General features: G+C 73.3%; 13 protein-coding genes. 7 read left to right on the plus strand and 6 right to left on the minus strand.

Annotated features, from left to right (window positions below; genetic code table 11):
* Positions 1–52: 52 nt before the first annotated feature.
* From ABFX54_RS10745 to ABFX54_RS10755, 3 genes are all read right to left on the minus strand, one after another.
* On the minus strand, positions 53–919 hold the full coding sequence (locus ABFX54_RS10745; RefSeq protein ID WP_346103721.1) for a fumarylacetoacetate hydrolase family protein: 867 nt from the start codon (positions 917–919) through the stop codon (positions 53–55).
* 115 nt (positions 920–1,034) lie between these two features.
* Entirely contained in the window at positions 1,035–2,603 is a 1,569-nt protein-coding gene (locus ABFX54_RS10750; RefSeq protein ID WP_346103723.1) for a multicopper oxidase family protein, read from the minus strand.
* A complete protein-coding gene (locus ABFX54_RS10755) occupies positions 2,600–3,055 on the minus strand; it encodes a hypothetical protein (protein ID WP_346103725.1) in 456 nt (151 codons plus the stop codon). Before ABFX54_RS10755 ends, ABFX54_RS10750 begins: the two co-directional genes overlap by 4 nt.
* Before the next feature lie 152 nt (positions 3,056–3,207).
* On the opposite strand from ABFX54_RS10755, the gene ABFX54_RS10760 reads away from it, so the two are divergent.
* The 5 genes from ABFX54_RS10760 to ABFX54_RS10780 all read left to right on the plus strand — a co-directional run bounded on the left by ABFX54_RS10760 (position 3,208) and on the right by ABFX54_RS10780 (position 11,808).
* On the plus strand, positions 3,208–4,446 hold the full coding sequence (locus ABFX54_RS10760; RefSeq protein WP_346103727.1) for a sensor histidine kinase: 1,239 nt from the start codon (positions 3,208–3,210) through the stop codon (positions 4,444–4,446).
* Complete coding sequence (locus tag ABFX54_RS10765; RefSeq protein ID WP_346103729.1) at positions 4,443–5,111, plus strand: response regulator; 669 nt, start codon at positions 4,443–4,445, stop codon at positions 5,109–5,111. Before ABFX54_RS10760 ends, ABFX54_RS10765 begins: the two co-directional genes overlap by 4 nt.
* Positions 5,112–5,441: 330 nt before the next feature.
* A complete protein-coding gene (locus ABFX54_RS10770; protein WP_346103731.1) occupies positions 5,442–6,680 on the plus strand; it encodes a KAP family P-loop NTPase fold protein in 1,239 nt (412 codons plus the stop codon).
* Positions 6,681–6,682: 2 nt separating this feature from the next.
* Positions 6,683–7,642, plus strand: a complete 960-nt coding sequence (locus ABFX54_RS10775; RefSeq protein ID WP_346103733.1) for a hypothetical protein — start codon at positions 6,683–6,685, stop codon at positions 7,640–7,642.
* A complete protein-coding gene (locus ABFX54_RS10780) occupies positions 7,639–11,808 on the plus strand; it encodes an nSTAND1 domain-containing NTPase (RefSeq protein WP_346103735.1) in 4,170 nt (1,389 codons plus the stop codon). Before ABFX54_RS10775 ends, ABFX54_RS10780 begins: the two co-directional genes overlap by 4 nt.
* Before the next feature lie 30 nt (positions 11,809–11,838).
* On the opposite strand, the gene ABFX54_RS10785 is transcribed toward ABFX54_RS10780, so the two are convergent.
* Positions 11,839–13,023, minus strand: a complete 1,185-nt coding sequence (locus ABFX54_RS10785; RefSeq protein ID WP_346103737.1) for a L,D-transpeptidase — start codon at positions 13,021–13,023, stop codon at positions 11,839–11,841.
* A gap of 163 nt (positions 13,024–13,186) precedes the next feature.
* On the opposite strand from ABFX54_RS10785, the gene ABFX54_RS10790 reads away from it, so the two are divergent.
* The gene (locus tag ABFX54_RS10790; protein ID WP_346103739.1) at positions 13,187–13,837 is read left to right on the plus strand and encodes a hypothetical protein; all 651 of its coding nucleotides are present in this window, start codon (positions 13,187–13,189) and stop codon (positions 13,835–13,837) included.
* 91 nt (positions 13,838–13,928) lie between these two features.
* On the plus strand, positions 13,929–15,446 hold the full coding sequence (gene qcrB / locus ABFX54_RS10795) for a cytochrome bc1 complex cytochrome b subunit (protein ID WP_346103741.1): 1,518 nt from the start codon (positions 13,929–13,931) through the stop codon (positions 15,444–15,446).
* 116 nt (positions 15,447–15,562) lie between these two features.
* On the opposite strand, the gene ABFX54_RS10800 is transcribed toward qcrB, so the two are convergent.
* Positions 15,563–18,829, minus strand: a complete 3,267-nt coding sequence (locus ABFX54_RS10800; RefSeq protein ID WP_346103742.1) for a glucodextranase DOMON-like domain-containing protein — start codon at positions 18,827–18,829, stop codon at positions 15,563–15,565.
* Positions 18,775–19,224: an MFS transporter gene (locus ABFX54_RS10805; protein ID WP_346103744.1), complete on the minus strand. Its 450-nt coding sequence runs from the start codon at positions 19,222–19,224 to the stop codon at positions 18,775–18,777. The genes ABFX54_RS10800 and ABFX54_RS10805 overlap by 55 nt, the downstream gene beginning before the upstream one ends.
* Between the last annotated feature and the right edge of the window lie 2 nt (positions 19,225–19,226).

Below are 19,226 nucleotides of genomic sequence, written 5' to 3' on the forward strand. Positions count from 1 at the left end.
GCGTGAGCCGGCTCCCGCCCCGAACCGGGGCCGCCGGTGAACCGGCCCGCGCTCAGCTCATGGCGGCCAGGCCCTTGACCACGGTGGTGGTCAAGGTGCCGATCTCGCCGATGCCGATGCTCACCGTGTCGCCGTCCTGGAGCGTGAAGGGCAGGTCGGGCACCAGGCACGTCCCGGTGGCGAGCACCGCGCCGTCGGGGAAGGAGTCGGCGCGGAACAGGTAGCCGGCCAGGTCGTCGAGGCGCCGGTTGAGCTGGGAGGTGCTCGCCTTGCCGTCCCACACCGTCTCCCCCGCCCTGGCGATGCTCAGCGAGATGTCCAGCGCGTACGGGTCCGTGACCTCCCACGCGGGCCTGATCGCCGGCCCCACCGCGCACGCGCCCAGGTAGATCTTGGCCTGCGGCAGGTAGAGCGGGTTGACCCCTTCGATGGTGCGCGAGCTGACGTCGTCCACGACCGTGTAGCCGACGATCTCCCCGTGCGCGTTCAGCACCAGCCCGAGCTCCGGCTCCGGCACGTCGATGCCCGAGTCCTCGCGGACCGAGATGCGCCCGCCGTCGCCGGACACCTTCCACGCCACCGACTTGAAGAACAGCTCGGGCCGCTCGGCGTCGTAGACCAGCTCGTACACGTCGGCGGCCCGCTCGCTCTCCAGCACCCTGGCCTCGCGCGAGCGCCGGTAGGTGACACCGGCCGCCCACACCTCCATCCGCCCGTCCACGGGAGCCAGCCGCGGCACCGACCCGGACGGGTGCCGTGGCCCGTCCGCCTCCGCGCAGCGCCGGCGCAGCTCATCGGAGGACAAGCGGAGCAGCTCGCCCACGGTGGTGATCCCGGCCGGCTCCACCACCTGCTCGCCGTCATCGAACCCGACAGCGTCGGCGCCGGTCAGAGGGCTGGTGAACCGTACGATCTGCATGCCTGCTCCTAGCTCCATCAGACGAGGGGGGGTTGGTCATCCGATGAATAGTCCCCTATGGGATCAACTTAGTAGTTCGACGGGTTGATCGGGAGGGGCCCCTCGTCAGATCAGCTCAGATCACCTCGAAGTCGGCCATCATCGCCATGTCCTCGTGTTCGAGGTTGTGGCAGTGCAGCATGTACGTGCCGCGGTGGCCGTCGAAGCGGGCGAGCACGTCCACGACCTCGTACGGGCGCACGTCCACGGTGTCCTTCCAGCCCGCGTCCGTGGCGGCCGGCGACCGGCCGTTCCTGGCCAGCACCTGGAAGTGGGCCAGGTGCACGTGCACCGGATGGCGGAAGTCGCCGGTCAGCCGCCAGATCTCGGCGGTGCCCAGGCGGGGGCGGGCCAGCGGCACGCCGGGGCGGTAGCGCTGCCCGTTGATCGTCCACGCGCCGTCCGTCGCGCGGAAGTCGAAACGGCGGGTGGTCACGGGGCGCACCCGCCGCGGGGGACGGGACAGGACGGCCGGCACGGCGCTGTCGTCGGGCGCCCGCCGGGTGACGACGAAGCGCATGACGTTCCCGGCCGGCCCGTCGGCCAGGGCGTTGACCAGGGTGACGGCGGTGCCGACCGGGTAGGCGGAGAAGTCGACGACGACGTCGTACCGTTCGCCGGGAGAGATCGGGATCGCGTCGTGCGCCACCGGGGCGGCGAGCAGCCCGGAGTCGCTGCCGATCTGCGTGAACCGGCCGCCGGGGGTCAGCCGGAGCAGGAACCTGCGGGCGTTGGAGGCGTTCAGCAGGCGCAGGCGGTAGCGGGTGGCCGTGACCTCGGCGACCGGCCAGGGGGCGCCGTTCACCAGGATCACGTCCCCTTCGACCCCCTCCATGTAGTCACCGCCGAGCTTCCCCCAGCCGCCGGGCGGGCCATGCCGTCCGTGCCCGCCGTTCGCGCTGTGTTCGGGCGGCGGGCCGTGCCCGGTCGGCGGGGTGTCGAACGGCTGCGGGTAGTGGAACGAGCCGTCCTCCTCGAAGGCCCGGTCGCAGATCATCAGCGGCAGCTCCCGCTCGCCACGCGGCAGCGGCAGGGCGTCCTCCTCGTCGTCCCGCACCAGCGCCATCCCGGCCAGCCCCCGCCACACCTGCGGCGCGGTGAAGTCCATCCGGTGGTCGTGGTACCAGAGCGTGGCGGCGCGCTGGCCGACCGGGTAGCGGTACTCCTTGACCAGCGGGTGGTGCACCTCCCCGGGATGAGCCGGGCGGAGCGCGGAGCCGGCGGGCACGACGAGGTCGGTCGGGTAGCCGTCGGAGCCGGGCGGGGTGACGCCCCCGTGCAGGTGGGTGGAGGTGGGCACGGGCAGCTCGTTGCGCACCGCGACCGTGACGGGCTCCCCGCGCCGCAGCTCGAACGTGGGCCCGGGGAAGGTGCCGCCGTACCCCCACACCTCGGTACGCAGCCCTGGCAGGATCTCGGCCGCCGCCACCCGCTGCGTCACCTCGTACCGGCCGGGAGCCACCGGCCTGACCACGTCCGGGATCGGCAGCGGCACCGTGAACGGCTTGGGCAGCCGCGCCCCGCTCCGCAGCAGTTGCCCGGCCACCTCGGCCGTCGCCCGGCACCCGGCGACGCCCAACGAGGCCCCGCCCAGCACTCCCAGGAACGCCCGCCGCGAGAACCCTCCGGCCCCGACCCGGCTCATGCGCCACCCCCGGCATCGCTACGCCCGCCCGCAGCGCCACCGGCCCCCGCAGGCGCGGAGCGGCGGAACGCTCGCCACGCCCACGCGGTGAAGACGGCCGACAGCCCGAAGATGGCCATGCCGAGCGGGAAGTGCCCCGCGATGATCCGCGCCTGCCCCAGCCCCACCTGCGCCGTCTCCAGCGCCACGAGCCCCACGCCGGCCAGCGCCGGCCATCCGGGGCCGCGTCCCGGCCGCCACAGCAGCACGGCGGCCACCAGTTGCAGGTAGAGCAGCGCGTGCGTGTAGCCGGCGTTGTCGCGGTGCCAGGCCAGCAGATCGACGTCGCCGGTGACGAACAGCCCGGCGAGCGCCGCCTGGACGAGCACCCCGGCCAGGTGCCCGGTGGCCGTCACCCGCAACGACCAGACGATCCAGCCGCGCGGTCGCGGAACGGAGTTCGAGGAGGTCATGCCGGGAATGCTCCTCGGATCACCCCTCCGCCCACATCCCGCACCGGACGACTCTGTTCCGTACTCCCGGGGTCGTACGCGGGGCGCCGGGTACACGAAACGTACGCCCCCGGGATGACGCCCCGTCCGAGCCGGTCCCCTACCTTGGGTGCATGGACACCCGCGGGAAGGACGCGCTGATCGCGGCGGGCGCGCTGGCGGCGATCGTGGCGGGCACGTACGCGAACCTGTCGTGGTCGGGCCCGCAGGAGCGGCCGCTCGACCCGGCGGGCCTGGCGCTGATCGTGGTCGCGGCGTTGTCGCTGGCCTTCCGGCGCACCGCCCCGCTGGCGGCCGGGATCGTCGCGGCGGCCTCCGGGGTCGTGTACTACGCCGCCCACTACCCGGGTGTGTTCACCGCCGCGCCCGCGCTGGCCTCGATCTACACCCTCGTCGTGCTCGGCCGGCGCAAGGCGGCGATCTGGCTGGCGGCGGCGCTGGCCGTGTCGATGTACGGCCTCATGGCCCTGGCGCCCGAGGACCCGCCGCCGGGCAGCTGGATGGCACTGCTGAGCGGCTGGCTGGTGGCGATGGTGCTGGTGGGCGAGGTGACCAGGAGCGGCAGGGCGTACCTGCGGGCGGTGGAGCAGCGCGCGCAGGCGATGGAGCAGCGGGCGGAGGCCGTGGAGCAGCGGGCGCTGGAGGCCGAGCGCACGCGTGAGGAGGCGGCGCTGCGCCAGGCGGGTGAGGAGCGGCTGTGGATCGCGCAGGAGCTGCACGACTCGCTCACGCACAGCATCTCCGTGGTCAACGTGCAGACCGCCCTGGCCCTTGAGCTGCTGGAACGCCGGCCCGAGCGGGTCAGGGAGGCACTGCTGGCGATCAAGGAGTCGGGGCACGAGGCGATGAACGAGCTGCGTGCCACCCTCGGCGTGCTGCGTGCTCCCGAGGAGGTCGAGGCGGGGCTGTCCGGGCTGCCGCGCCTGGTCGCCAGGGCCGAGGGGGCGGGGCTGCGGGTGACGCACACCGTACGCGGCGTCCCGTACGCGCCGTCGCCCGAGGTCGATCGGGCCGCGTACCGGATCGCCCAGGAGGCGCTGACCAACGTGCTGCGGCACGCGGGCGCGGCGGCGGTCACGGTGAGCGTCGACTACACCCCCTCGGCGATCGTGCTGCGGGTGGAGAACGACGGCGAGCCCGGCGTGGCCGGGCCGGGGATGGGGCTGATCGGGATGCGCGAACGCGCGGTCGCCGCAGGCGGCTCACTGACGGCGGGCCCCGGCGAAACCGGCGGCTTCGCGGTACACGCGGAACTCCCCGGAGGACAGCCGGCCGAGCCGCACGGCCGGACCGGACGAGAGCCGGCCGAGCGCCACGCCCAGGTCCGCGCCCAGGCCGGGGAGGGGGCGTGATCCGGGTGCTGCTGGCCGACGACCAGCCGCTGATCAGGGCCGGCTTCAGGGCCCTGCTCGAACTCACCGACGACATCGCCGTGGTCGGCGAGGCGGGCGACGGCGCGCAGGCGGTGGCGCTGGCCGAGCGGCTGCGGCCGGACGTCGCGCTGCTCGACGTGCGCATGCCGCTGATGGACGGCATCCAGGCCACCCGCAGGATCGGCGCCACCCCGGAGCTGAACGACGTCCGCGTGGTGATCCTCACCAACTACGCCCTCGACGACTACGTCTTCGCCGCGCTGCGGGCCGGCGCCAGCGGCTTCCTGCTGAAGGACATCGAGCCGGGCGACCTGCTGCAGTCGGTGCGGGTGGCGGCCAGGGGCGAGGCGCTGCTGTCGCCGTCGGTGACGCGCCGCCTGATCGAGGAGTACGTGAGCACCCCGCCCCGCCCGGCGCTCTCCGCCCCGGGGCTCGACCGGCTGACCGGCCGCGAACGCGAGATCGTCGCCCTGGTCGGCAGGGGCCTGTCGAACGAGGAGATCGCCGAGCACCTGGTGATCAGCGGCGCCACCGCCAAGACCCACGTGAGCAGGTCGATGATCAAGCTCGGCGTCCGCGACCGGGCCCAGCTGGTCGTCTTCGCGTACGAGTCGGGCCTGGTGGTCCCGGGGGCGAGCGCCTGACCACCGAGCCGCGGAGGCTCAGAAGGCGAGCAGGAATTCGTAGCAGTCGAGCAGCCAGATCAGCAGCCACAGGGCGACGGCGGGCAGCCGGGCCGGCCCGCGCCACCTTCCGTCAGTCGGCACCTGATATCACAACGCCTTTCATGAACGGCGATGTCGTCCTCCCAGTCTGCGTCTTCATCGCCGCCGGCGCGCATTTCCCGCGCACCGGAGAACAGGCGAAGGAACGGGCGGCGCCCGACAAAGGATTTCCCGAATTCGCTCCTTCCCGGGAGCCGGTTTATATGCTCCGTTGCACAGCCGACCGCGCGAGCCCGCAAAGGAGCATTCATGGACAACGACATTCCGGTCCTGTCCGACGCTCCGGTCGGGCTGGAGCAGGACGAGCTGGGCTTCGGCCGCTACGTCGGCCCCCTGGTCCGGGTGATCACCGACGCGGCGACCGAGACCCCGTTCACGATCGGCGTGTACGGCCCCTGGGGTAGCGGGAAGTCGAGCCTGCTGCGCATGGTGGACCAGCGCCTGGCTGAAGATCATCCGGGCCGCACGATCAGGGTGCACTTCAACCCGTGGGTGCACCGGGGCGAGCCCCACCTGCTGCTGCCGCTGCTGCACGCGCTGCAGGACACCCTGGAGCAGGACGGACGCCACCGCCTGCGCGAGGCGGCGGGCCGGCTCGGCCACGTGATCGCCGGGCTGACCTCCGACACGCTGCTGCGCAAGGTCTCGGGCGGCGCGGTCACGCTCGACCGGATCGGCGAGCTGTCCAGACAGTACGCCGAACAGCGCGGCAAGGTGCACAGCGAGCTGCGCAACCTGCGGCGCACGCTGCAGGAGCAGGCCGACCGCGCCGCGGCCGACGGCGCCCGGCTGGTGATCTTCATCGACGACCTCGACCGCTGCCAGCCGCACGAGATCGTCGATCTCCTGGAGTCGGTCAAGCTGTTCCTCGATCTGCGCCACGTCGTCGTCATTCTGGCCGTCGCCAAGAATGTGGTCGATCAGGGCATTGCCGTGAAATATCGGGAATTCGGATTCGATGCCGCCCGAGTCGTGGAAATTGGCGACGAATATCTGGACAAGATTGTTCAGCTGCCGCTCACGCTGATGCCGATCGACCCCGGTTCCTTCCTCGACCGGCTGCCGCTGCCCGGCGCGCTGGCCGCGTACCGGGAACTGCTGGCCGGGATCGTCGCCCCCAACCCGCGCCGGATCAAGCGGGTGCTCAACACCTGCGCCGTCATGAGCGTCGTCGGCGGCCCGCCGCTGCGCGCCGACATCGTCATCAGGCTCGTCGTCCTGCGCGTCCAGAGCCCCGACCTGTACGACGCCATCGTGGCCCGCCCCCGCCTGGCCGCGGCCCTGGAGGACATGTACGCCGGGCGCCTGCCCCTCGACCGCCCCGACCGTCTCGTCGAACGCTACGGCCAGGCCGAGGCCGAACCGATGGCGGCGGCCGTACGCAGGTTCCACCGGTCGCAGGACTACCTCGGCGGCGTCTTCGGCGGCACGGCGTTCACGGAGGTGAAGGACGAGCTCCCCGGCTATCTCACGATGCTGGGCCGCTGACCATGTTGTCGGAGCCGCTGCGCTACGAGCTGTACGGGCTGCGCCACGGCAACCCGTACCGGATCGAGCCGCTGGACCCGCTGGCCCGCGCGGGCGACCGCTCGCTGCTGGTCGACATCGACGGGTTCGTCTCGACGGACGCGCTGCGGGCGTACCTGCGCCGGACCGTGGAGGCGGGCGAGTCGGCGTTCGTGGTGGTGAGCGGCCGTGACTACACCGGCCGTACGACGATCGCCAACCACGTGCTCGACGTCTACCGGCAGGTCAGCGAGCTCGACGACCGGCTGCTGGTCAGCCGGATCAAGGTGGGCCACAACCGCGACTTCGAGTGGGTGAAGGAGGCGATGGTGGAGCTGCAGAACGAGATCGAGGAGGCCGACCTGACGCTCTCCCCCGCGTTGACCGAGTCGCTCAACACGATCGAGGGCATCGACGAGGGCGTCTACCAGAGCCGCTATCGGGGGCTCGCCCGGCGGTTGCACGGGGAGCTGGCCGGGCAGGCCAGAGGACGGTGCTCGTTCGGGGTGGTGTTCGAGGGCCTGCGGCAGACGAGCCTGGTGGACGCGATGCGGAAGGTGTTCAAGAGCAGCCGGTCGATCGCGGTGTTCACGCACGGCGACTACAAGCACGCCAACACGCCCTCGTACGAGGAGCTGAGCCGGTTGGACGTCCATCTGATCAAGCTGGAGCCGCTGAAGGGCGAGCAGGTCCGCTGCCTGGCCGAGGAGCGCTGGCGGGCGGCCTCGGCGCTGCCGAGCCCGTTCCCGCCCGACAGCCTGGAGACGGCCTGGCCCGCGCCGACGCCGATCAAGTCGGTGGTCAAGACGCTGAGCCTGCTGCTGGACATCCGGCTCGGCTCGGCCGCCGACCACGGCCCCTGGCCGGACAACACCGAGCTGGAGATCCCGCACCGGTTCATGTTCTTCATGATCAGGATGCTGAACGAGCTGGGGGCGTCATGAGGACGGCCACCGGCAACCCGTTCCCCGCGCGCGGCACCATGAGCATGGAGGAGCAGGTCAGGGACGCCGACATCCTCGACGCCCAGATCACGGGGCCGACCGTCGAACTGCCCGCCGTGGCCGCCCTGACCGCGCTGGTCCGGCAGTACCTGGAGCATCCGTCCTGCGGGCAGGTGGCGTTCCTGCACGGCGAGCACGGCACCGGCAAGACCCACACGATCAGGTACGCGCTCGGCGGCGAGACCGGCGCGCTCCGGCTCTACGCCAAGGCCCAGGACGGCGACTTCCGTGCCCTCTACCAGCGGCTCATGAGCCAGGTGGGCCGCGACAGGCTGCGAGAGCTGAGCCGGGGCTTCCAGGCGGTGCTGGCCGGCGAGGAGGCGGGCCTGCGCCGGCCGCCCGATCCCGGGCGGGCGGAGCTGCTGTTCACGGAGCTGCTGGTGGAGCCGGGCGCGGTGCTGGAGGCGCAGGCCGACGAGCTGGGCCGGGTGACCGACGACGGGCAGGAGTTCCAGCGGGCGCTGACGTCGCTGCTGGAGCCCGCGATGGAGGAGGCGGCGTTCGCGTGGCTGGCCGGGCGGGAGATCACGCCGACGGACGCGGCGCGGCTGGGCGTGTCCGGCCCGATGACCGACCCCAACCAGTGCCGGCACGGGCTGCAGCTGCTGACCGCGCTGTGTGCCAGGGTCGGGCGGCCCGTGATCATCGTGGTGGACCAGTGCGAACGGCTCGTCCTCGGGCGGCCGTCGAACCTGGGAGTGCTGCACTCGCTGGTGGAGCGGGTCCCGCAGGAGGGCGGGATGCTGCTGCTGTCGGGGAGCGGGGCGGGGTGGGAGGCGCTGCCTGACGACCTGCGGCAGCGCTTCGGGGCCAACCACCTGGCGACGGGCGTGCTCAGCCCCGATCAGGCATTCGCCCTGCTCGGCGCGTACCTGCAACAGGCTCGCGTCACCGGTGCCCGGCCGGCCAGGTGGGGCGGCCGGCCGGGCGGTTCGGTCCTCTCCGGCGGTTCGGTCGGCTCGGGGGCTTCGGCCGGCTCGGGGAGCGGCGTCGGGCCGTTCACGGAGGAGGGGGTGCGGGCGCTGCTGCGGCTGAGCGGCGGCAACGTGCGGGCCTTCCTGCAGCTGGCCTGGCGGGCGTTCCGGCTGGCCACGGCGGGGGGTGAGCGTGGCACGATCGACGGCCGCTTCGCCGACCGCGTCCTCGGCACGGGAGCCGCCGCCCGGCGGGCCGCGGACCGGGCGGTGGAGGCGTGGCTGCTGGACGAGCGGGCCGGATACCGGCGCGACTGGCGGGACGGCGACGTCGCGGCCGACTACGCGGTCCTGTCGGCATCCGGACCCCGGCTGCTGGTGCGGATCGTGGACGCCGTCTTCACGGCACGGGAGGCGGCGGACCTGGCCGGCCTCATGGAACGGGTGCGGGCACGGGGCTGGCCGGCCAGGATCGTGCTGGTCGTCGCCGGATACGCCGCCCCCGAGGCGCTGGCGCTGCTGGAGCGGGCCGCCCACGAGGTCGTGGTGATGCGCGGAGACCGGGACCTGGACCGGCTGCGCGGGACGGTCAGGCCGCTGGTGCCCGACGCGGGCGAGGTGTTCGACGGGCTGCCCTATCCGGGCGCCGAGCCGTTCTCCGAACGGGACGCGAGGGTGTTCTTCGGCCGCGAGGATGCCGTCAGGGAACTGGCCGGTCTGCTGTCGGAGGCACGGGAGCCGGTGGTGGTGACCGGGCCCACCGGCGTGGGGGTCTCTTCGCTGGTCCGCGCCGGCCTCCTGCCCGCCCTGGCCGAGAACGGACCACGGGGCACGCGATGGCACGGCCTGGTCCTCACCCCCGGCACCGCCCCGCTGAACGAGCTCGCCGCGTCACTGGCCGGCCTGGTCGATGGCCTGGACACCGCGACCGTGCTCGCCTCACTCCGCGAACGCCCAGCAAGCGCCCGCTCGGTCGTCACCCAAGCCATCGCCGCCCTCCCGAGCACCGCCCCGCCAGGCAACCGACTCCCAGGCGACACGCCTCCAGGTGGCAGACTGCCGGGCGATGGCCGGCCGGGCAACGGACCGACGGGCAGGGGACTGCCTGGCGAGCTGCCGTCGGGTGGCGAGCCGTCCGGCCGCCAGGGGCTGGTGCTGGTTGTGGAGCGGTTCGAGGAGGTGCTGGCCGGGGCCGTGCCCGATGATCCCGACACGGCCGCGTTCGTCGCCGCGCTGCACGCCGTCGCCACCGGCCCGCAGGCAGCGCTGGTCGTGGTCGTGGTGAGCGCGCCGTTCGCCGGCCGGTGCGCGGCCTTCCCCGAGCTGACCGGCCCCACATACGTGGTCGGGCCGATGAGGCGCGGCGAGCTGCGGCGGGCGATCACCGGACCGGCGGAGGTGGCGGGGCTGGCACTGGAAGAGGGGCTGGTCGACGCGGTGCTCGACGACCTGCGCACCCCGCGCGGCGCGCCGGAGCCGGGCGCGCTGCCGCTGCTGGCCAGGGCGATGCGCACGACCTGGTTCCACCGCGACGGCCACCGGCTCACCCTGCGCGGTTACGCCCGGACGGGCGGCATCCGCAGGGCGGTGGTCGACGCCGCCGAGTCCGCCTACCTCGCGCTGGACGGCCCGCGCCAGGCCGTCGCCCGTACGGTGCTGCGCCGGCTGGCGGCGATCTCCCGCGACGGCCGGATCCTGCCCCGGCGGGCCACCCTCGAAGGGCTGCGGGCCGAGCACGCGGGCGCGCCCGGCGACTTCGACGCGGTGCTGCGAGCGCTGGCCGCCGCTCGGGTGGTCGTGGTGGACGCGGACGCGGTGCGGATGGCACACGGGTGCCTGGCCGAGGACTGGCCCCGGCTGCGGGAGTGGTTCGAGGAGGACCTGTCGGGCCAGATCCTGTACGACCAGTTGCTGGACGACGCCGCCGCCTGGATGGACAACCGGCGCAATCCGGCGTTCCTGTACCGGGGCACCAGGCTGGCCACGGTGATGAAGGCACGCGGGCGGTGGGAGGAGAGCGGCGAGCTGCCCCTGGACGACCGGGCCCGCCTCTTCCTCGAGGCCGGCGACCGGGCCCGCAGGAGGCGCAGGACGGTGCGCGGGACCGCGCTGCTGGCGTTGCTGGTGACGGTGCTGGTGGCGGGCCTCAACGTGGCCAGCCTGACCACGGCTGAGCGCCGGTTGCGGATCGTGCGGGACGACGAGGTGTCCCAGAGCCTCGCCGAGCAGAGCGCGCTGGTCAGCGATCCCGCGCTCTCGGCGCTGCTGGCCGCGCTGGCCTGGCGGGTCAGCCCCACCCCCGAGGCGCGTTCCGGGCTGCTGCGGGTGCTCGGCTGGCCGGCCAGGAGGTCGTCCTACCGCCTGGGCGAGCAGGCGCTGGCGCTGGCGTTCGACCGGGCGGGTGACATCGTCGCGGCCGAGGCGGGCAAGGACGGCGTCCGGCTCACCGGGGTGCAGGTCCGGCGTAAGCCGGCCAGGATCGGCGGCGCCGGCTCGGTGGCGGCGTTCAGTCCCGACGGGCGCACGCTGGTGGTCGGCGGCGGCGCGGGCGTGCGCGTCGTCGACCGCCGCTCCCTGGACGTGCGCGACCGCATCGCCACCCGCGCGAAGCCGTCGTCGCTGGCGCTCAGCCCCGACGGGCGCACGCTGGCGCTCGCCGTCGCCGGCGGGGTGCAGTTGGTGGATCTGGGCACGAAGGAGGTCTCGATGCGCCTGAACGACAACGAGCCCGTGCTCGCGTCGGCCTTCAGCCCCGACGGCAGGACGCTGGCGACCGGCAACGCGGCCGGCGTGGTGCGCCTGTGGCACGTCCGTGGCGGCGACCAGCCCAGCGCGGCGCTGCTCGGCCACGTGAACCCGGTCACCTCGCTGACCTTCAGCCCCGACGGCAGGACGCTGGCGACCGGCGGCGCGGACGCCACCGTCCGGCTCTGGGACCTGGCGAGCAACCGTGCGATCAGCGTCTCCCCCACCGGCGAGCGCAGGACGGTGACCGCGCTGGCCTTCGCCCTCGACGCCCGGACCCTGGCCGGCGCCGACGACGGGGGCCGCGTACGACTGTGGGACGTCGAACCGCCGGCCGACCTCGTCGGCGGGGCCTGCGCCCTCGCCCGCCGCGACCTCACGCCCGTGGAATGGGCGAAGTACGTCCCCGCCGAGGTCGAACGCCGCAAAGCCTGCCCTGCCCGCTGACGTCCGCGTGCCCGCGAAGCGGCGCGGCGTCTACCCGTTGATCGGCTTGCCCAGGGCGCTGCCCGCCAGCCACGCCTGCCACGACTTGGCCCACGGCGTCGGCCCGTTGCCGAAGCGCAGCTTCCTGGAGGTGCCGGTGACCTCGATGATGTCGCCGCGCTGGGTGAACTCGTAGAACCACCGGGCGTTGGCGGGGCTGGCGTTGACGCAGCCGTGACTGACGTTCGAGCTGCCCTGCGCGCCGGTGGACCAGGGGGCGGCGTGGAAGAAGGTGCCGCTGTAGGTCATCCGGACGTTCCACTTCGTCTTGATGCGGTACTCGCCCGGCTCGCCGATGGTGGCCGAGTCCATGACGATGTCGGCGGCCTTCTCCTGCGCGATCATGACGCCGGAGTAGCTGTCGTCACCGGGCCTGCCCAGGCTGACCGGGATGGTCTTCACGACCTCGCCGTCCTCGCGTACGACCGCCCGGTGCGTCTTCGCGTCGACCTTGGTGATGTGCTCAGGCCCGACGGTGAAGCTCAGCCTGCGGTCCTTCGTGCCCCACACGCCAGGACCCGCGCGCAGCCCGGCCAGGTGCGCCACGACCGTCACCTTCTGCCCGACCGGCCAGTACTCGCGCGGCCTGAACTGGACCTCACGGTCGCTCACCCAGCTCCACGCGCCCTCGACGGGCCGTGACATCGTGACGACCAGCGACCGCTCGACGGCGGCCCGCTCCTTCTGGCCGGGGATCGGCCGCGACAGCAGCAGCTGCACGGGCATCCCGACGCCCACCTTCTCGCCTTCGAGCGGCGACATGCCGCTCTCCAGCACCCGTCTCGGCTTGAGCGTGGTGAACGTGGAGCGCCCCGTCACCTGCTTGCCGTCGGTGCTGGTCGCCTGGGCGCTGACCGTGTACGCCGTCGAGGGCCGCAGCGGCCACCGGGGCCGCCACAGGCCGTCCGCGCCGACGGCGCCCTTGACCGGCCGCCCCCTGGCGTCGGCGACGGCCAGCGCACCCAGCTTGCCGCCGGTGACCTTGACGCCGATCGCGGTGTCGGGGGCGACCTTCTTCGTGCCGTCGGCGGGCGTGATCGCCAGCTTGGCCACCGGGGCGCTGACCTGCGGGGGCCGGTCCGGTGACCCGCCGCCCGACGAGGTGCATCCCGCGGTGACGAGCAGCGCCGCCGCGATGATGCTCGCGAGTGTCTCTCTGGTCCGGCCGTTCCGCATCCCTGATGCCTCCCGCGCCTGACATATAGGCAGTTATCCACATTAGTTCGTTATCGGAGATCCGGCGGACTCCTGCCCGTATCGGCTTCAGCCATGCGGACCGGGGGCGCGGCGCGTGTCAATGATCTTGATCCGGTGTTCGGCCGCCTACAATCATGGGCCGGTGGACTACTACCTGATCTCCCCGACGGCGGGCGACCCCTCGCCCGCGGCCCTCCTGGTGGAGGAGTTCGTCCTGTGCGACGACTACACGGCGGCCGGCATCGACGGCGCCGAGTGGCAACCGGAGATCGGTGCCTGGTCCGCCTCCGCGGAGCTGAGCCGGGCCATCAGGGCCGACAGCTCCCTGCGGGGGCGGGTGACCCCGGTGAGCAGGCAGGAGGCCAGCGCCGCCTTCGCCCGCCTCGGCGGCGGCGGGCTGCCGGAGGAGGCCGGGCTGCGCACCCTCTTCCAGGAGCGCCGGCACCTGCCGACCACGGCCCCGCTCAACCTCGGCTCCGGCTCGGGAGCGCGCCGCTACCGGATCCTGTTCGCCGGGGAGCTGGGCGAGGACGGCCTGGCCAACGCCCGCACGGCCCTGCGCCTCGAACCCACCGACCATCCCCGCGTGGTCGGCAAGGCCAGCGCCAGCGCCGGCGGCCACGGCTTCACCTGGGAGCTGCGCCGCATCGGCGCGGGCATCGCCTGGTGCGTGGACGTGACCGCGCGGCTCGGCTCCGGCCCGGTCACCGCGCTCGGGGCGCTGCTGCACCATCACCGGCAGGTGGTGCGCGAGCAGGGCCTCATCCCCGTCACGGTCGAGCGGTTCGCCTGAGCGGAAACATCACCGGCTGGTGAGTGTCACATTCGCGGCGTCTATCCCGTCTTGTTGCTGAAGGAGCAATCAAGTCGTATGCGGGGTAACGATGAAGGGCAGCTCACTGGCCGGAGCCTTGGACGACCGGCTCGGCGGAGCCGGATTCCTGAAGAAGGCGATGCGGAAGGTCTTTCCCGACCACTGGACGTTCCTGCTGGGCGAGATCGCACTGTACGCGTTCGTGGTCATCCTGCTCACGGGCGTCTTCCTGACGTTCTTCTTCAAGCCGTCCATGCAGGAGGTCGTCTACAACGGCAGCTACGTGCCGCTGCGCGGCGTGACGATGAGCGAGGCGTACGCGTCGTCGCTGGAGATCAGCTTCGAGGTGCGCGGCGGCCTGCTGATGCGGCAGATGCACCACTGGGCCACGCTCATCTTCCTGGCCGCGATCGTCGTGCACATGCTGCGCAACTTCTTCACCGGGGCCTTCCGCAAGCCGCGTGACCTCAACTGGCTGATCGGCGTGGCCCTGTTCGCACTGGTGCTGCTCAACGGACTGTTCGGCTACTCGCTGCCGGACGACCTGCTGTCCGGGGCCGGGCTGCGCATCCTGCACGGCGTGATCATCTCGGTGCCGCTGGTGGGCACGTACGTGGCGACGTTCCTGTTCGGCGGGGAGTTCCCCGGCGAGGACATCGTCTCCCGCCTCTACAGCCTGCACGTGCTGCTGATCCCCGCCCTGCTGCTCGTGCTGCTGCCGCTGCACGCGGTGATCCTGACGTGGCGGCAGACGCACACGCAGTTCCGGGCCAAGGGGCTGCGGAACGAGCAGGTGCGCGGCGCGCCGTTCTTCCCCGCGTTCCTGGCGAAGACGACGGTGTTCTTCCTGTGGGTGACCGGGGTGGTCGCGCTGCTCGCCACCGTGTTCCAGATCAACCCGATCTGGCTGTACGGGCCGTACCTGCCGAGCACGGTCAGCGCCGGCTCCCAGCCCGACTGGTACATGGGCTTCCTGGAGGGCGCGCTGCGGATCATGCCGCCGTGGGAGTTCACCGTCTTCGGCTCCACGGTGACGATGAGCGTGCTGATCCCCGCGCTCGGCGCGCCGGGCCTGCTGTTCACCGTGCTGGCGCTCTACCCGTTCGCCGAGCGGTGGATCACCCGCGACCACGCCGTGCACCACCTGCTCGACCGGCCGCGCGACGTGCCCAAGCGGGCGGGGCTCGGGGTCGCGGGGATCATGTACTACGGCGTGCTGTGGCTGGCCGGGGGCAACGACCTGATCGCCTCGAACTTCCACATCTCGCTCAACGCGACCACCTGGATCTTCCGCGTCCTCATCGTCGCCGGGCCTGTGCTGGGGTACGTCGTCACCCGGCGGATCTGCCTGGGGCTGCAGCTACGCGACCGGCACACCGTCGCGCACGGGGTGGAGACCGGGGTGATCGTCCGGGGGCCGGAGGGCGGCTTCACCGAGATCGAGCGGCCGGTGACCGAGGAGGAGTCGGCGGTGCTGGTGCCCGCGGCCCTGCCCGCGCTGCCGCCCACCCCGTCCGCCGACGGCGACGTGCCGCCCCCGGCCGGGGAACGCGTCCGCCGCACGCTCCAGCGCTCCTGGCCCGGCTGACCATCTGGGACCGGCCACCGGCGTTCCGGACCACCGGTCCCGTGAGACGCCCCCGGGCGGCAGTCCCGGCCGCCGCCCGGGGGCCAGGCCGGTCCCGGGCGGCGATCCCAGGCGGCTCAGGGCACGGTGACGGCGGGCACCTCGACCGGGCCCGCGAGCGGGTTCAGCACGTCGGCCTGTGACCGCCCGTCCGGTACGAGCACGTCGAGCGCCTTCGGCACCGTCCCTGGATCGACCGCGCACAGCGGATCCGTGCCGCCCTCCGCGCAGACCCCGAACTGGAACGGCTGCGGCGTGGCGGCGAACCCCCTGGCCTGGTCGGCGCTGAACCCGTCCTGCCCGGTGAGCACCACGGCGAAGCGCCACCCGGGCCCCGGCGTGCCGAAGACGGCCCTGGGCAGGGCGATCGTGATCGTCCGCGTCGTGCCGGAGGCGCGGACCGCGGCCCCGGCCCGCGCCACGCCGTCGGCCGTCACCCAGACGGGGGCGGCGAAGCCCTGCGCCTCCACCCGCTGCGTCCACGCGTCAGGCCCGGCGATGCGGTGGTTACGCTGCGGGAAGGCCGGATCCGTCGAGCGCGCGGCCACCGCCGGGTCCTGGGCGTACACGTCGAGGAGCTGGGCCCCCATCTGGTTGCCGAAGGTGGCGGTCAGGTCGCGCAGCCCGGCCCGCAGGTAGACGGTGGTGTCGTCGGTGATGACCTGGAATCTGCGCAGGTCGAACGCGCCGTCGTGGAAGTCGGCGGCCGTCGGGTAGGCGTACGTGCCCGGGCCGTCGTCGTCCCCTTCCGGATCGCTGACGTCGAGCACCGTCGTGGCGCCCGCGATGTCGCCGACGACCGAGCGCCGCGCGTAGGCGTTCCCGCCGTCCTGCGCGGCGGCCGTCACGGTGAGCACGACCTCCCCGAACGAGACCGGCGCCGCCACGCTGAAGGCGCCGTCGGAGCCCGCGCGAGCCGAGACCACCTGCGTCGGCGCGCCCGTGTCGACGGGCGTGGCGGCCACCTCGACCCGCGCGCCGGGCGCCGTGGTGCCCTCGACCTGCACGGACGTGCCGGCGACCGCGGTGCCGTCGGCCGGGGCGGTGACGGTCAGCGGGACGGTCCGCGGCATGGTCGCGTAACGCTCGCGGACGACGCCGGGCTGCTCGACCGGCCTGCTCGACCCGAGTGACAGGATCAGCCGCACGGCCTGCGCCTGCGCCCACGTCAGCGGGGAGGCCGAGCCCGCCGGGCCGCCGTCGCGGAAGCCGATCGAGGCCACGGCCGGATCGCGCCCGTACGGGGAGGCGGGCAGGTCCTGGTTCTCCCACGCCTGCTCGGGGATCAGGCCGGTGCCCGAGGCCATGGCGCGCATGGCCGTCAGCAGTGCGGAGGCGGTGCGCTGGTCGCGGGTCTGCAGCGCCTGCTCGGCCCGCTCACCGGCCAGCACCGGCCACACGTGCCCCGAGCCGGCGTTCCCGGTCGGCCATGGTTTGCCCGACGGCGCGCAGGAGGTGGGGTCGGGCTCGTGGCAGTCGCCGTAGCCGTCCTCGGTGCCGGGAGTGTCGGATCCGTACCGGTACCACCCGGGGCCGCGGGCGGTGTCGCGTTTGATCACCCGGTCCACGACAGGCAGGCCGGCCAGCACGTCCGGATCGCCGGGCGGCAGGATGCCGAGGCGGGTCAGCTCCAGGAAGCCCGCGTCCACCACCCGGCGCTGGTCCTCGGTGGGGCCGCCGTTGCCCAGGTTGTACGGCGCCGCCGCGTCCGGATCGCCGGTGCGCGACAGGCGCAGGAAGTAGCGCGGCGCGTACGGACCGGTCGTGGTGACCGTCCACGCCTTGACCGAGCGGGCGAAATGGTCGGCGGTCGACCGGTAGAGGGCGGCCCTGGCCCGGTCGCCCTGCCTCGCGGCGATCTCCCCCGCCGCGACCAGCCCGGCGATCTCGGCCGCGATCGTGGACGGCGAATAGCCCGACTGCTCCTCCCAGCGCTCCACCCCGAACGCGGGCCCGCGCGAGAGCACGAAGTCGGCCGCCGCCCGCACCCTCGGCCAGAGCTTGGCGTCGCCCGCCAGCCCCGCCTGATAGGCCATCAGCAGCGGATAGGCGGTCTCGTCGAGCTGGTCGCCGCCCGAGTCGGGGGCCGGCTCGCCGTTGAGCAGGGAGTTGCGCGGCAGCCGTCCGTCCGGCAGTTGCTGGCGCTCCAGCAGGAAACGGACGGTGTCGCGGGCGGTCGCCACGTCGCCGGCGGCGAGGAAGCCGGTGAACGCCTCGTACAGGTCGCGGGCGAACACCTCGCGGTAGGAGCCGAAGTAGATCGCCTTGCCCCCGACCAGTTCGCCCGCCGAGATCGCCTGGCCCCACGGGCTGGCCAGCGAGGCCACGACCGCGCCGGGGAACGTCTTGTCCTCGCTGGCCTTGAGCACGTTGGCCGACAGCCGGTAGAAGTCGCCGAGCGCGTTCGGCGGCCTGCGCAGCCCGGCGTCGTAGGCGGCCCAGCCGGACTCGTAGCGGGCGCGGGTGGCGTCGAACGAGCGGCCGGCCGCCTCGCCGGCGGTGCGCAGCGCGGCGGCCCTGGTGCGGCCGAAGCCGAGCGCGAACGTCACCTCGCCCCTGCCGTCGATGGGCAGGCGGGCGGTGGCGACCACGTTGCCGGCCGGGGCGTCGGTGTAGGGGGTGAGCCGGCGGTCCGTGTCGAGCTGGGCGGCGCCGTCGCCGGGAGTGCCGGCGTACGCGACGCTCGCCTCCGGCAGCCGGCGTTCGGCCCGCAGCGCCAGGTGGGTGGGCACGGCGTAGTCGCGGGCCGGGGCCGAGGTCTCGGTGGCGTCGTCCCAGATCACGGGCGCGCCGGTGGCGCCGTCGATCGTGCCGCTGTCGGCGCCGCCGTTCGGCCGGCCGCCGCCACCGTTGCCGTTGACGCTCGCGTCGAGCCGGACGTAGAGCCGCAGCGAGGCGGGCTGGAGCCGGGTGCGCACCACGACGGCGTCGCTTCCAGGATCGGTGACGTAGGTGGTGGTCAGGCGGTAGCGGCCGTTCCCGCTGACCGAGGTGATCGTGCAGGTCATGCCGGAGCGGTCGGTGCTCACCTGGTAGGTGGTGTCGCGGGCCTGCAGCTCGGTGAACGTCCTGCCGTCGGTGACGACGAACTGCATGGTCTCGACGTTGGTGTTGTCGATCGTCGGCTCGTACACGTCGGACAGGACGCCGCCCGCGACCGTGTACCAGACCTTGGAGGCCCGGCCGGTGGCGGTGCCCACACAGTCCTTCCTGGCCAGGCCGTAGTGGGAGCCCGCACCCGGCCCGCCCGGCGCGGGGGCCCGGGCGAGCACGGGCTCGACGGGGATCGTCACGAGGGTGGCGGTGACGAGCAGGGCAAGGACGGTGCGGCGGATCGCGAGCATGCCAGGGCTCCCCTCCCGACCCCGATGGAACGAGACAAGACCAGCCCCGGTCCCCTGTCAAGCCCGCACGCCGCCGTGTACCCGATCGCCGACCCGCTCGCCCGCACCTTCGCGGGGAACATCTCCACCAGCGCGGGCACGTTCGACGTCCCTATCACCGACACCAGCATCGCCGGCACCGACGTGCCAACCAGCGCCCCGCCCAGCCAGGAGCCCATGAGCCAGAACGCGGGCAGCGGCAGCACGAACCCCGAGCACGCCGCGATCAGCATCGGCCGCCGCCCGAACCGGTCGCCGGCCACGGCCGCGAAGACGCAGGCGACGCTGTAGGCGAGCATCGACACGACGTTCGTGAGCTGCGCCCGCGCCCTGGAGTAGCCCAGTTCCCCCGACATGT

Source organism: Nonomuraea maheshkhaliensis (genome assembly GCF_039529435.1).
GTDB classification, from domain to species: domain Bacteria; phylum Actinomycetota; class Actinomycetes; order Streptosporangiales; family Streptosporangiaceae; genus Nonomuraea; species Nonomuraea maheshkhaliensis.